The organism is Bacillus sp. 01N42_2, assembly GCF_056399565.1.
The window spans coordinates 154,732-168,209 of the sequence record NZ_JBFTRO010000006.1; the positions used below are offsets into that span (position 1 = coordinate 154,732).

General features: G+C 47.9%; 13 protein-coding genes. 1 reads left to right on the forward strand and 12 read right to left on the reverse strand.

Going from position 1 to position 13,478, the window contains the following annotated elements; all coding sequences use genetic code 11:
• Position 1 precedes the first annotated feature (1 nt).
• The 7 genes from AC1DN5_RS14675 to AC1DN5_RS14705 form a co-directional block, all read right to left on the reverse strand.
• Positions 2–625: a GNAT family N-acetyltransferase gene (locus tag AC1DN5_RS14675; RefSeq protein WP_366969973.1), complete on the reverse strand. Its 624-nt coding sequence runs from the start codon at positions 623–625 to the stop codon at positions 2–4.
• Between the two features lie 87 nt (positions 626–712).
• Positions 713–1,216 carry a D-lyxose/D-mannose family sugar isomerase gene (locus AC1DN5_RS14680; RefSeq protein WP_045926228.1) on the reverse strand — a complete coding sequence of 168 codons (504 nt, stop codon included), beginning with the start codon at positions 1,214–1,216 and terminating at the stop codon, positions 713–715.
• A gap of 12 nt (positions 1,217–1,228) precedes the next feature.
• On the reverse strand, positions 1,229–2,089 hold the full coding sequence (locus AC1DN5_RS14685) for an SDR family oxidoreductase (RefSeq protein WP_016937221.1): 861 nt from the start codon (positions 2,087–2,089) through the stop codon (positions 1,229–1,231).
• Positions 2,090–2,248: 159 nt separating this feature from the next.
• Positions 2,249–3,763, reverse strand: a complete 1,515-nt coding sequence (locus AC1DN5_RS14690) for a class I adenylate-forming enzyme family protein (protein ID WP_188154762.1) — start codon at positions 3,761–3,763, stop codon at positions 2,249–2,251.
• Between the two features lie 220 nt (positions 3,764–3,983).
• Positions 3,984–6,068: a BglG family transcription antiterminator gene (locus tag AC1DN5_RS14695; RefSeq protein WP_366969974.1), complete on the reverse strand. Its 2,085-nt coding sequence runs from the start codon at positions 6,066–6,068 to the stop codon at positions 3,984–3,986.
• Positions 6,069–6,365: 297 nt separating this feature from the next.
• Positions 6,366–7,268: an aldo/keto reductase gene (locus AC1DN5_RS14700; protein WP_016937225.1), complete on the reverse strand. Its 903-nt coding sequence runs from the start codon at positions 7,266–7,268 to the stop codon at positions 6,366–6,368.
• A 114-nt stretch (positions 7,269–7,382) separates the two neighbouring features.
• The gene (locus AC1DN5_RS14705) at positions 7,383–9,386 is read right to left on the reverse strand and encodes a penicillin-binding transpeptidase domain-containing protein (protein WP_045926230.1); all 2,004 of its coding nucleotides are present in this window, start codon (positions 9,384–9,386) and stop codon (positions 7,383–7,385) included.
• A 155-nt stretch (positions 9,387–9,541) separates the two neighbouring features.
• Between AC1DN5_RS14705 and AC1DN5_RS14710 the strand changes: the two genes are divergently transcribed.
• On the forward strand, positions 9,542–9,862 hold the full coding sequence (locus AC1DN5_RS14710; protein WP_016937227.1) for an antibiotic biosynthesis monooxygenase family protein: 321 nt from the start codon (positions 9,542–9,544) through the stop codon (positions 9,860–9,862).
• On the opposite strand, the gene AC1DN5_RS14715 is transcribed toward AC1DN5_RS14710, so the two are convergent.
• The 5 genes from AC1DN5_RS14715 to pxpB form a co-directional block, all read right to left on the reverse strand.
• Positions 9,833–10,048: a YczI family protein gene (locus tag AC1DN5_RS14715; protein WP_395941101.1), complete on the reverse strand. Its 216-nt coding sequence runs from the start codon at positions 10,046–10,048 to the stop codon at positions 9,833–9,835. The genes AC1DN5_RS14710 and AC1DN5_RS14715 overlap by 30 nt on opposite strands.
• Positions 10,049–10,244: 196 nt before the next feature.
• A complete protein-coding gene (locus tag AC1DN5_RS14720) occupies positions 10,245–10,886 on the reverse strand; it encodes a GDSL-type esterase/lipase family protein (RefSeq protein WP_016937229.1) in 642 nt (213 codons plus the stop codon).
• 64 nt (positions 10,887–10,950) lie between these two features.
• The gene (locus AC1DN5_RS14725; RefSeq protein WP_099744419.1) at positions 10,951–11,700 is read right to left on the reverse strand and encodes an IclR family transcriptional regulator; all 750 of its coding nucleotides are present in this window, start codon (positions 11,698–11,700) and stop codon (positions 10,951–10,953) included.
• Between the two features lie 18 nt (positions 11,701–11,718).
• Entirely contained in the window at positions 11,719–12,726 is a 1,008-nt protein-coding gene (locus AC1DN5_RS14730) for a 5-oxoprolinase subunit C family protein (protein ID WP_155816730.1), read from the reverse strand.
• A 2-nt stretch (positions 12,727–12,728) separates the two neighbouring features.
• Positions 12,729–13,460, reverse strand: coding sequence for a 5-oxoprolinase subunit PxpB (pxpB, locus tag AC1DN5_RS14735; protein WP_064778202.1), 732 nt, complete (start codon positions 13,458–13,460; stop codon positions 12,729–12,731).
• Positions 13,461–13,478: the final 18 nt, after the last annotated feature.

The following is a 13,478-nucleotide window of genomic DNA, read 5'->3' on the forward strand; positions in this document are numbered from 1 at the left end:
ATCACTCCTTTTTAACGTCTCCGCTGTTACTTTTCCACATTGGGGAGACATTTAAACCAAGAAATGTGCTCTTCTGCCGTTCTTCGCTCCATTCCCGCTTCAGGATGCTGTAATTCACCGTGTCATGGTATGCGCCCTGTACGAAAATGCCTTCTCTCGTCAGTCCTTCTTTCTGAAATCCAAGCCGTTCCGCCACCGCCCTGCTTTTCGTGTTTTTTTCAGCGGCGCTGATCATGATGCGGTTCAGCCCGAGGTCCTGAAATGCATGGGTGATAACTGCCCGGCAGCTTGCTGTGATGATGCCGAATCCTTCATGCTCCCGATCCAGCCAGTAGCCGATCTCTGCTTTTTGATTGACTGAATCGACATTATGGATGCTGATCATGCCGCAAAACCGGCCCTTTACAAAAATTCCGGCGTCGAAACCATTCTCTTCCGCATATTTATAACGCCATTCCGGAATGATCACATCGCGGTACGTATCGATATCAGCCAGTTCTTCCGCCCAGCTGAGCCATTCGCTGAGATGGTTTTGATTTCGCTTCATAACAGAATACAATTCGTCCGTATCTTCTTTGGCAAGCAATCTGATCGTCAGATGTTCCCGGATTTGACAGGAAAACACGATCACACCTTCTTTCCTTTATTAGCCATTATACAGGTAAATTCATTTTTTTCCATACAAAAAAAGATGAGGCGAGCAGCCTCATCTTTAAATGCGCGGGTCGGTAAAAATGTCGTGATCATCCGTGCTTGGCGATGACATTTCCGTAACGACGGCCCCATCTTCTCCCGCTTGGAACCAATGTTTCGTATCCGGCGGAATGGTGTATTGTCCGCCCGGTTCCAGCACAATTTCATTCCAGACGGTGTAGTATTCCTTATCTTCTTCCGGCGGGAGGACGCTTGGGTTCTCTGCCTTTTCGCCTTCCACGTAGAGATACACCTTCCCCCAGCGGCAGCGGAATGTCTCTTGTTTTCCCTTTTCGCCGCCGACCGGCGGATGACGGTGTTCCGGACACGTCTGGCGCGGGAAGAGCACCAATTCTTTTGAACAGTAGCGGTCGGTATTCACATAAATAAACAGCTGAAGCCCGGTTTCCTCAAGCTTGCCCAAGCCGTAATCCATGATTTGAATATCTTCGACTTCATCATCAGTCAGAACGATTCCCGCTTTTTGATAGTATGCATTTACGTCTTGCTTCGATATTGTCATGCTTCAGCCTCCTTATGTGGTCACAAATCTGCCGCCGTTGACATGCAGCGTCTGTCCGGTCATATAAGATGATTCATCTGAGGCCAATAGCACATAGCAGCCGACATGCTCAACAGGCTGGCCTGCCCGGCCCATCGGTGTATCCTGACCGAAGGAAGCGACGGTTTCTTCCGAGAATGTCGCCGGAATAAGCGGTGTCCAGATAGGTCCCGGCGCCACGGCGTTGACACGGATACCGTCGTTGACGAGCGCTTGCGCCATTGATCTCGTAAAACCGTTAATCGCGCCTTTCGTAGCCGTGTAGTCAATCAGCTGCGGATTGCCTGTGTATGGATTAATGGATGTCGTATTGATGATCGCGCTGCCCGGCTTCATGTAATCAATTGCTTTTTTAGTCAAATAAAATTGTGAGTAAAAGTTTGTCTTAAAGGTTCTGTGAAGCTGCTCGCTTGTAATGTCCTTAATGCTTTCTTTCGGATGCTGTTCCCCGGCGTTATTCACGAGAATATCAAGACGTCCGAATTCTTCAACCGTTTTTTCAACGGCTTCATTGCAAAAGTCTTCCTCACCGACATCGCCGGAGATTAACAGACATTTTACGCCTTCTTCTTCCACTCGTTTTTTTGTATCCTCCGCATCTCCGTTTTCATCAAAATAGACGATCGCGACATTTGCGCCTTCCTTTGCGTAAGCGACCGCTACGGCGCGTCCGATACCGCTGTCGCCCCCTGTGATAAGCGCGGTTTTCCCTTTTAGTTTATCAGCGCCTTTATATTCTTTGTATTCGTAAACAGGCGCCGGATTCATTTCGTTCTCAATCCCCGGCTGGCGGTTTTGTGATTTTGCAGGGAATTCCTTCGGATAGTTTTCCATGTCAAGTTCCTCCTTATTGTTCGTTGTCATATTTCTTGTCTACCTCTGCTGGCTTTTGGATAAACATGAATGAGACAGTTCAAAATGTTTTCGGAGAAAAATGTTTCACATGAAACGCAAGAAAAAAAACCCGGCTGGCAGCCGGGTTTTTGTTTTCAATTATGAACGTACCGCTTGTTTGCGGAGAACGTCTTTTCTCACTTTTCCAAGGTTGTTTTTCGGAAGTTCGCTGACGAACTCAATGTCCGGAATTTTAAAGGCAGCAAGACGTTCTTGAAGGAATCGGGTCACTTCTTCTTCTGTCAGGTCTTCTCTGCTGTTTGTCACGATGAACGCTTTCGGTTTTTCACCGTAAAGCGGATCAGGGATACCGACAACCGCTGTTTCGAGAATTCCCGGCACTTGCTGAATGACCTCTTCAATCTGGTCAGGATAAATATTGTCGCCTCCGTAGATGATGACATCTTTATAACGTCCGGTGATAAAGATAAATCCGTCTTCATCCACATATCCGGAATCGCCCGTATGGAACCAGCCGTCTTTCAGCACTTTTCGTGTCGCTTCTTCGTTACCTTCGTATCCTTTGAATAAAAACGGATTTGTCACAACGACTTCTCCGATTGAGCCTTGCGGAAGGACTTCGCCTGTTTCCGGATCTACAATGCGGACGTCCACTTCTTCCATCGGTTTACCCGCAGAAGCGGCTTTATCCATTCCCATTTGCGGATTCCAAGAGCTGATGCCCCACGCTTCAGTGCTTCCGTATCCGTGCATGAGCGGAATGCCGATGTCGCGATACTGCTGGATCAGGCTGCTTGGCACCTTTGTTCCACCAGTCATCAAATAAACGATAGAAGACATGTCAGTCTGGTGCTTTTCCCAAGCTTTCAGCAAGTATGTGTAATAGACAGGAAGCGCCATGATGGTTTGAATTTTCTCTTTTTCGATGAGCTTCAAGTTTTCTACAGGATCCTGATTGTCTGTCATAATGAATGTCGTTCCGCTCATCGTGCCGACCATCTGGCAGATAATCGCGCTCGTATGGTAATTCGGATGGCATGCTAAGAAGCGGACATTCTGCATTCTCCCCGTGTATGCCAATGTCGCTTTTACGTAGTTGTATATGCCGCCGTGAGTGATCATGCAGCGTTTCGGATTGCCAGTAGTACCCGAGGTAAACATCAGCAATGCCGTATCGTTTTCGGACACTGTTTCGACGTCTGGTGTATCGCCGGAGCCTGTCAATAAAGCGTCAAACTCAGGTGTTGTCTCCGCAGCTGTTCCGGTCACGACCTTCAGTTTAAGAGAAGATGCAAGCGCAGGAAGCACTTCTTCCATAATCTCTTTAAATTCAGTGCCGTAAAAAACAGCTTTCGGTTCACAGGCTGCTAAAATGCCTTTCATTTCATACGGTGTTAATTGCCAGCTGACCGGCACAACCACCGCTCCGATTTCAAGTGCCGCAAACATGACGATAGATGCCGCGTGGCCGTTTTTACAAAGCATCGCCACTCTGTCGTCTTTTTTTATTCCTTTATTAAGAAGCGATTGCGCAAGCTGGTTGATTCGTTTTCGATATTCCGCGTAAGTCAGGGTATGCGCACCGCTTTTTACAGCTTCGATCTCTTCGCTATTTGAAATGTCGTGCAGAATCAGATGCTGTAATGTCTCCATATTTTCATCTCCCATAATCATAAATCACAAAAAACTCTGTCAGATTTTCTTCCTCACGCAACCCATTTTAAACCAAAAAATATAACTTGTAAAACTATTTTGTTTTAGAACTATTCTATTCGTGAATGATACAATAGTCCCATGTTTTAGTTTCTTCCCTTCCCCTTACCCTCATACATGCAGAAAAAAACACACCCCATATGAGGTGTGCGCCATCTGTTCAGCGCTGTCCTTTTTCCTGAATGAAATGATAGAACAGCCTGTTTAAACGTTTGTATAAATCGGCCTGATCCTCAGTCTGGAAGGCTTTTATACTGGCTTCGGATTCAATGATGGCCGAGCTGACCGCACTTAATATTTCCGATCCTTCAGCGGGCATATCAGCCGGCGCCATCATCACTAAAGCGCGGCCGACGGTCAGGGAATTTCCGTCCATGCCTTTGACACTGCATGGAGCTGTCAAATCATAAATTTTGAAAAAAGGCGTGACAATTTCTTCATTTTTGAGATGGTACAGCGCCATTGCCGTTCCCGGAATGCCGAGACCGCCCTGTTCTTCACGCTCTGCAAGGCGCTGTGCGGTTTTTTGGGCGTTATGAACCAATCCTTCTTCCTCCAGCATGGCAAACATACGGTTCAAAAACAGCTCATACGCCATGTTTGAATCAATGGATTTGATCGAAAAGTTCCGCAGCACGCTTTGAATAACCGCCGCATAATGCGCCATACGCCCGGCCGCTTCCAGCATATCAGGCGTCTCCGGCTGGTTCTCCTCTCTTCTGCCGTTTCTTTTCTTGTCAAGAATCAGCGGAATCTTTCTTTTGATGTACTGCTTGACCTGATCGGCGTCTTCTTCATTTAAAAGCGGACTGACCATGACATAATCAATGTTTTCATACGGGATCGGCACAGTGGACACGATCATGTCGTATGCGGCGGTATCACGGTCCTTCAGTTCAATAAGGGAAGACATATCAAAGGAACGGATTTCCGGGAGCTCTTTTTTCAGTCTGGATGCGAGCATTTTGGACGACCCGATGCCGCTTGAACAGACGATCAGCGCTTTGATTTTCGCTTCTTCCCGTTTGATTTCCAGGGCGGAGCCGAAGTGCAGAACGATGAAAGCGATCTCATCATCAGGGAAATGAAGCCCCGGAAAGAATTTTTCCATTCCTTCTTCTACAGCCATATACAGCAGGAAGTAGTCGCGTTTAATTTGCTGGGTCATCGGGTTGTACATGTCGATACTCTCTTTTACCCGGTTAATCGCAGGCTCGAGATGGGCGATTAAACCGTCGTATAAAGAGCCGTTTTCCGTCAGATCCATTTTAATTTTTTCTGAAATGAAGCCGATCAGCTGCTTTGTTTGCAAAGCCGTTTCAACTTCAATGTTCTCGGGCTTGAATTCGGTTTTGTATTGGCGGTTGGCGCTCCGTAAATGGATGGTGATATAGCCGATCTCAGCCTCCGGTATCGAAACGCCGAAGGCTTTTTCAAGCTCTTTTGCCATTTCGAGCGCGGAGCCATATTCCTTCGTCTGCTGCAGCGCTTTTAGTTCAGAAGCCTCCATCGTGATGGTTTCTCCGAGTCTGATCCGCTCCATCGCAAAGGTTAAATGAACCGCCAGCGCCATATAGGAGCTGTCAGATAAGGCGATCGAAATTTTTTCCTTGAGCTGAATCAAGAGCCGGTCCATTTTCAAAAGTTCCGCTTTATTTACGACGCCGAACATTTTATCAGCAGCGTCGGGTTTTCCTTTAATATTCAATTCAACCGCTTCCAAAAAGCTTTGAATATCAAGGCGGTTGACCATGAGATTGCCGACGATTTTCCGTTTCGCATTTTCCGGCCCCGTCAGCTGAATGCCGAAGCCTCTTTTTCGGATCAGCGTCAAGCCGAAGGGCGCAATCCAAGTCTCCAGCTCATCAAGATCATAACTGATCGTCGCGTTTGTCACTTGGAGTTCGTTCGCCAGACTGTAGAGCTTGATCGGATCTTGGGACTCTAATAGTGAACATAGGATTAAAAGTTTCCGCTCCTCAGCGCTGTATTCTTGCTGTTCATAGGACAGGTCTGACAGGAGCTTCTGTTTATCCTCCGGGTTTCCCACCGCTTTCAGTCCTTTGCCGGGCTGTTTATCAAGTGCCAGACCGAATGATTCCATCAGCGGTTTGATTGTTTTTAATTCGCGGTGAATGGTTCTTGTGCTGACTTGTAAAGCTTCCGCCAGTTCATGCACTGTTTCGTACCGGTTCTGCAGTAAAAGATGTTTCATTAATTTTTGTTCTCTCGCTGTCATATACATGAAACGCGCCTCCAGATTTTCTAGTTGTGGGGGATGCGGCACATGGGGGGTGCTTCCGGGGAAAGTGTTGTAATTAAAAATATAAAACGCTTTCAATGATTATTCAACCATTTTCTAATGGCAATTTGGCACTGGTCCGTGTGACAGTATTGAATAAGAAAAATGTGTCAGATAATATGCCATGACGCTTGGTTCCTTTCATCTGAACGGCTATACTTCAAAGTGACCTTACTTGTTTTTAGACATTGCACACCACATAAACAAACGCCCGGGAAGATACCTTCCGGGGCGTTTTGTTTATGGAATATCATAACCTTGGACACTTGTATAAACCCGAAACCATTGATCATGGCTGAGTGTGTAAGCTGATGCACGCACCGCGGCAGAAATGCGGCTCTGTTTTCCGCTGCCGACAATCGGCATGATGTCCGCCGGATGGGTGAACAGCCATGCGTACATGACTTCGTCAATGGACGCAGCGCCGATTTCTTCCTGTACGGAACGAAGCGCCGCGCGGATCCGGACGTCCTTATCTGATTGGCCTGTAAAAACGCTTCCGCCCGCAAGCGGTGACCACGCCATCGGCGGGATGCGTTTTTCCTGACAGAAATCCAGCGTGCCGTCATGAATATTTTCCAGCTCGTAAGCAGAAATTTCAATTTGGTTCGTGATGAGCGGATCATCCAAATAGGATTCGAGCATTCTGTACTGGTGCGCTTTAAAGTTTGACACTCCAAAATATCTGACCTTGCCCGAGCTTTTCAGCGCATGAAACGCTTCAGCCACAGCTTCCGGGTCCATAAGCGGGTCGGGTCTATGAATGAGCAGCACATCGAGATAATCCGTATTCAGATTCAAGAGCGACTGCTCAGCCGACGCTAAGATATGAGATTTCGACGTATTATAATGGTGCGGCTTGTTGCCGGGCCGTTCCGGCGACTCAATGACGATCCCGCATTTTGTGACGATTTCGATTTGCTCCCTTATCGAAGGTGAAAGGGACAAAGCACCGCCGAACAGCTTTTCACATGTATAACTGCCGTATATATCGGCATGGTCGAAGGTGGTAATGCCTTGGCTGATACACCATTCAATCAGATCCAGCAGCTCTGTGTCCGAATAATTCCATTCGTTCAGGCGCCAAAGCCCGTGTATCACTCTTGAAAATTCCAGGTCTTCAGCCAGTTGAATACGCTGCATGTGAAATCCCCCTTTTTCTTAGTGAGCCCTTGTCTCTCTGTTTTCAGGAATTGCCCATGCTGTTTCATTCTGCTTCGGCGGCTGATTTTCCTTTCAGCCCGCAAAAATCGTCATTTAATGATTCTGAAACTGTTTTTTTGCTTTTTCAACGACGTAATGGCTTCCGCCGCGTTTTTTGACGTCTTGAATCATCATCGCGATCAAGAGGTCTTTCTTTTTATAATCGTAGCCGACAAACCAGCCGTTTTCTTTGCCGTCTTTATCTTCTTTTGACGTTTTCAGCTCGGCTGTGCCGGTTTTTCCGGCTACGGTAATGCCGCTTACGGCCGGCTGATATGCAGAGCCGCGCGGATCTTCAACGACGCCTCTCAGCCCTTTTGTGATTTCTTCGGCATTGGCTTTGGATACCACTTGCTTATGCCAGATTTGCGGTGTTTTTTCTCCGTCTTTGATTAATGTCGGTTTGACGAGATTTCCGTCTGTTACAAATGCGGTATAATCAGCCGCTAAGTGCAGCGGAGACATCAGCATCTGCCCTTGGCCGTAGCCCGTATCTCCGAGAAGAATCTCGGAATCAAGCTTGCCATTTGCGATTGACGACTTTTCAATCGGGAATTGGTACGGAATGTCTTCGTCAAAGCCAAATGTTTTTAATCCCTTTGTAAACGCGTCCGCTCCGGCGTCTATGGCATTTTGCGCAAAGTAGATGTTGTCCGATGTAATCAGCGCGTTTTCGAGATCCACTTCATTCAGGCGCTCTGATACGCGTGTGACATGGTAACCGCCCCAGCTTGAATCCTTCTGCCACTCTTTTCCGGTGATTTTTTTCTTTTCCGACGCTTTCAATGTGCCGTTTGTCAGGCCGACCGCCGCGGCAATCGGTTTAATCGTTGATCCCGGTGCATACAGCTTGTTGAATTTCGCTGAAAATGGATTGTCTTTATTTTCATTCAGTTTTTTCCATTCTTTGCCGCTCCAGCCGAAAATAAAGCCGTTCGGATCATAAGACGGTGCGCTGACAAGCGCGAGGGTCTCTCCCGTTTGCGGTTCAAGGGCGACTGCCGCTCCGCTGTCATCTTTCATCGAATCATACAGCTTCGTCTGCGTTTTCATATCAATCGTTACATGAATATCCTGCCCGTTTTCGGCTTTCTTTTCAGCAATGACCTCTCCCGTTTGCGGGACATAAATTTTCCAGCCGGTCGTGCCGCGCAGCTTGTCTTCGTATACATTTTCAAGGCCGGCGGTGCCGATTTTGGAGGTGTCGCTGTATTGGCCTTCTTTCGCTTTTTTCAGCTGCTCCGCTGTGATTGTTTTAATATATCCGGTCAGATGGGCCGCTTTTTCACCGTACGGATAGTAGCGGGAGCTGACTTTCGTTTTCGTCACGCCGTCTAATGCGAGCAGGCTTTTGACCTTGCTTTCATCATCCGGTCTGATTTTTTGAATCGGAACATAGGAGTCATCTTTTACCCAGCCCTGATTCAGTTTGCTTTTGATATCGTCTTCAGAAAGGTCCAGTTTTTCAGACAGTTTTTTGATCACGCTGTCTTTATCCTTGCCGAGTTTTCCAGGGATAATGCCGATTTCCGGCACCTCCGTATTCACGGCCAGGCCTTTGCCGTCTTTGTCGTAGATTTGCCCGCGCTTCGGTTCTTCATTTGCGATCTGCACGGTTTTGTCATCGGAAAGCTGTTTGAAAATAAAAGAAGGATTCCAGTCGATGTTCCATGATTCACCATCGTCTGTTTTTTCTTTTTTCAGGACGGCCGTGTTGTCAAAGGCGACCTTCCCTGCTTTTGTATCCATGCTGACTTTATAATCGATGTGCTGAAGGTCATCTTTTTTCTTATCGTCTTCGTCCTGTTTTTCGGCAGTGACTTTCAGATTTTTGACCCCTGCTTGTTCATAAATGGTTTCATATCGTTTTACAAAATCCTTTTTGGATAGTTTTTTCTTTTCATCCTGGGTGAGGCTTTGGTACATTTTATCGTAATGACCGCCATTCCAGTCTTTTACGAAATCTTTCATTCTGTCTTCGGCTGACTCCGATTTCGAGCAGCCGATTAAACCTATGATTCCTGCGAGTAAAAGTAATAGGTATAATCCTTTTTTCACTGTCTATTCCCCTGCCTTCCAATTGTTATTTTCTCCTAAACCAAATGAGGCTTGCAAGGATTTTTTACTTATAGTGTTTTAAATTTTTATATTTTCCAGCTATTTTTGTCCATATTTTTATACAATGTATCTATTAATAAAAGGGGGAGTTCCGAATGATCAGAGAAGCAGCCATGCTGCATGTAAAAGAAGGTCTTGAAGGAGAATTCGAAGCGGCATTTCGCCGGGCGGAGCCTATTATAGCGGGGATGAAAGGTTATCTGTCCCATTCCTTGTCCAAATGTATGGAGGAAACGCATAAATATTTGCTGCTGGTGGAATGGGAAACATTAGAGGATCATACAAAAGGCTTTCGCGGATCGCCGAAATATCAGGAATGGAAAGCCTTACTGCACCGTTTTTATTCACCATTTCCCGTTGTGGAGCATTTTCAGGATCTATCAAACTCAGATTACGTGAAGCGTAAAACCGATTAAAGAGATCGACCATACAAAAACGGCGGTATATATATTGAATTTCCCGGAGCTATCGTTTTCTTTCCATTTTTCTTCCAGTCCCTGAATGAACATGACCGCACCGAGAAACACGAGCATAATCGGCTGTATGACAGATGTATGTTCTGCATACGTAAATGCGGCAGCAGCAAGTATAATAATCAGCATCGCGAGTGACAGTTTTAAAACGCGCAGCAAAAAAATCCATCCTTTCTGTTAGCATTTTTTGAACACAATTCTATTTCTGTCTTTATCCCCCATTATTCTAGCGTACTTTTTACGCGGATAGAACGAAAGTCGGACAATTTTAAGTTTGTTTTAAGGAGAACGAAAAGCGCGCTCCCGATGAAAAGGAGCGCGCGGTTTATGAGCGGGCGAGGCTTCCGTATCCGAGTCCTCTGAGAACGCATGCCATGACTTCATATCCTCTGCCGTTGGGGTGGACGCGGTCATGAGAGAGATATTCGTTCAGCTTTCCTTTGAAAGCGCTGTGGACATCGGCAATTTTGACGTGCGGCGCCGATGCGAGTGTGCTGAGGTGCGCATTATAAGAAGATATCCATTTCTCTGCAATGGAAATACCCGGGAAAGGGTTGTATAAATTGAAGACGCGGATCTCATAAGGAGACGGGTGCGGCCCTTTTAAGGCTGTGATCTTGGCTATCATCTTTTCAAAGTTCTCGTGACAGTGACTGGACACACTGGTGAACACCGAAGCGTCCGATGTTTGCTGATATTCCCGAACCGAATCGATCAAATCGTTGCCGCAGCCTGTAATTGTAATCATATCAGCAGCCTGAATCCGCCTCTGAATGTACGGCCAGGACATAAGCCCGAGAATTTCTCCCGTCTCAAGGCCTGATTTGGCAAAGATGGATACGTCGGTTTTTGTCTGTAAATCTTCTGCCATCATACGTCCGAACCGCTGAACAAAACCGGCGGAAAACGGGCCGGATCCCCTTCCCGTCGTCAAAGAATCCCCAAGCGCCGTATAAACAAGTCCCATTTTCTTTCCTCCACTCGTTACTATCGATATTGTAATGTACGCGAGTGAAGAAAAATTGGCTCGGTCAATAACCCAATTTCTCAGAAATATGCTGAGCGGCGTTTTTGACTTTTTCGGTTAAGTACGGCAGCCTGTCCTCTGAAAATCTGGCTTCAAAGCCGGCGATGCTGATTCCCGCAGCCACCTTGCCTTCGTGATTGAAAATCGGCGCCCCGATTGCCGCCGTGTAATCCTCTAATTCCGAATAGCTGATCGTATATCCTGATTGTATTGACGTTTCAATGGATTGAAGCAGTTCAGCCGGATTCGTCATCGTGCCTGAAGCGATTGCGGCAAGCTTTGTTTTCTGAATGTATGTGTCAATCTCCTCTCGCGGCAGAAACGATAAAATGCTTCTGGCGCACGCTCCCGCATACAGCGGCGACCGGCGGCCGATTGCAGTATACAGCCGTACGGTTTGAGTTCCCTCAATTTTATCGACGTAAATGGCTTCATCGCCGTCCCTCATAATCAGCTGAACGGCCTCATCCACTTCACCGCACAGCTTTTCCATCACCGGCTTGGCTATTTTCCTGATGTCCAGACGGTCAGAGACGAGCTGGCCGAATTGTAAAAAGATCAGACCAAGCTGATAACGGCCGTCCGCTGTCCGGGTGAGAAATCCCATTTCCTCCAGTGAACTTGCCATCCGGTGAACCGAGGTCTTCGGCATTTCCGATAGAGAAACCAGCTCATTTAAACTCAGGCTCGGTTCGGTCAGGAATAAATGAAGCAGCTCCATTGATTTTATGACGGTTTTGTTTTTGTTTTCCATGACCTTTCATCCCCTTTGTCAGATCAGCCATTCCATTTTGAGTCTTGCTTTCAGCTCCTTCAGCTGCTGTTCCTTCTCCAACAGCAGCATTTCCGCCTCCTCCAGCGAAACAGCAGCGAACGTGATATGTTCCCCCGGCATCGTTTGGGCGGCAAGAGGAAGATCGGCGGATATGATATGCGCCATTCGCGGGTAGCCCCCCGTCGTCTGTCTGTCAGCCAGCAGTATAATCGGATTGCCGTCCGGCGGCACTTGCACCGTCCCGAATGTCACAGCCTCAGATACCATTTCAAGCGGCTCCCGCAATTCAAGCGGGGCGCCCTTCAGGCGGTAGCCCATTCGGTCGGATTGCGGCGTGACCGTATACGATTCTTGGTAAAAACGCTGTTTTGCTTCTTCTGTAAACGCATGAAATTGAGCGCCTTCAAGCACGCGAATGACCGGATTTCTTTTCAGCGGCAGAAATCCTCTGCTGCTGACAGACCAATCAGGCGCTGAGAAACCATGCTGCCCGGGAGATTCGCTCAGACGGGCAGCGATCAGTTCCGAGCACTGCGTCATACCGCCGAGCGGCAGCTCATCATCTTTTTGCAGCGCTCTTCCGCAAAAGCCGCCGATCCCCGCTCTGACATACGTGCTTTTGCTTTCCATGACGGCGGGCACGTCAAATCCCCCCGCAACGGCAAGATAAGCGCGGCTCCCCATTTTGCACGGCCCGAATGAGACGACGCTTGTTTCCTTTATCAAAATCGGTTTCCACAGAGGAGCTGGTTCTCCATTAATATGAAAGGCGAAATCGGCCCCCGTGACGGCAATGACCGCCGGTTCTGAAAACTCAAAGGAAGGCCCGGGCCCCATGAGCGTAATTTCCAGCCCCGCCTCTGTTTCTTTATTTCCGGCAAGAAGATTGGCGATGCGCAGAGAGATTGTATCCATTGCGCCGCTGCCCAGTACGCCGTATTTCTGATACCCTGTTCGGCCCGTATCCTGAATCGTCGTCAGAAGACCGGGCTTCATCACTTTCATGCTCATTCGGCTCCCTCCTTGATGCGGCTGTATTCTTCCGCTGAGATCCGGACGAATTTCACAATATCGCCCGCTCTCAACAGGCTCGGCGGTTGTTCTTCAGGCCTGAAAAGCCGAAGCGGAGTGCTGCCGATCAGCTGCCAGCCGCCGGGGGTGGATATCGGATACACACCGGTCTGCATCCCTGCGATTCCTACTGAACCAGCCGGGATCGACGGCCTTGGCGACGCCTTTCTCGGCGCTCTGATCCGCTCAGACATTCCTCCTAAAAACGGAAATCCCGGCGCAAATCCGAGCATATAAACGAGATATTCGCCTTCGGTATGAATGCGGATGACGTCTTCCGGCGTCAGATCGTTCATCTCAGCGACGTCTTCTAAATCAGGACCGAAATCACCGCCGTAGCAAACGGGGATTTCCATCACCCGGCGCTCTTCCTGCCGGCCGGCCTTTATATGGCTGAGGCGTTCTGTCACTTCTTTCTTGACCAAAGCAAAAGGAGAGACGCCTTTTTTTATTTGTGAGACGGCATACACATCATAAAAGATCGTTAAGCTTGTGAATGCCGGAATACATTCAACGAAGCCCGGAAACGGCCGTTCTTCAATACAGGCAGCCGCCGCATGCACCCGGCTGTTGACTTCTTCGCTGATGTGCCCGCCAAAGCGGATGATAACGGCGGAATCACCGTGCGGCTGTATATCAAGCGCTGTATTGCCGCTATACTGCTTCATTGTCATCACCTCGTTGTT

Bases quoted from the DNA above. Each gene is read 5' to 3' on its own strand.
- AC1DN5_RS14680 (WP_045926228.1), bottom strand. From the start codon at position 1,216: ATGACAATATCGAAGCAAGACGTAAATGCATACTATCAAAAAGCGGGA.
- AC1DN5_RS14685 (WP_016937221.1), bottom strand. From the start codon at position 2,089: ATGGAAAACTATCCGAAGGAATTCCCTGCAAAATCACAAAACCGCCAG.
- AC1DN5_RS14690 (WP_188154762.1), bottom strand. From the start codon at position 3,763: ATGGAGACATTACAGCATCTGATTCTGCACGACATTTCAAATAGCGAA.
- AC1DN5_RS14695 (WP_366969974.1), bottom strand. From the start codon at position 6,068: ATGTATATGACAGCGAGAGAACAAAAATTAATGAAACATCTTTTACTG.
- AC1DN5_RS14700 (WP_016937225.1), bottom strand. From the start codon at position 7,268: ATGCAGCGTATTCAACTGGCTGAAGACCTGGAATTTTCAAGAGTGATA.
- AC1DN5_RS14710 (WP_016937227.1), top strand. From the start codon at position 9,542: ATGATCAGAGAAGCAGCCATGCTGCATGTAAAAGAAGGTCTTGAAGGA.
- AC1DN5_RS14715 (WP_395941101.1), bottom strand. From the start codon at position 10,048: ATGCTGATTATTATACTTGCTGCTGCCGCATTTACGTATGCAGAACAT.
- AC1DN5_RS14720 (WP_016937229.1), bottom strand. From the start codon at position 10,886: ATGGGACTTGTTTATACGGCGCTTGGGGATTCTTTGACGACGGGAAGG.
- AC1DN5_RS14725 (WP_099744419.1), bottom strand. From the start codon at position 11,700: ATGGAAAACAAAAACAAAACCGTCATAAAATCAATGGAGCTGCTTCAT.
- AC1DN5_RS14730 (WP_155816730.1), bottom strand. From the start codon at position 12,726: ATGAAAGTGATGAAGCCCGGTCTTCTGACGACGATTCAGGATACGGGC.
- pxpB (WP_064778202.1), bottom strand. From the start codon at position 13,460: ATGAAGCAGTATAGCGGCAATACAGCGCTTGATATACAGCCGCACGGT.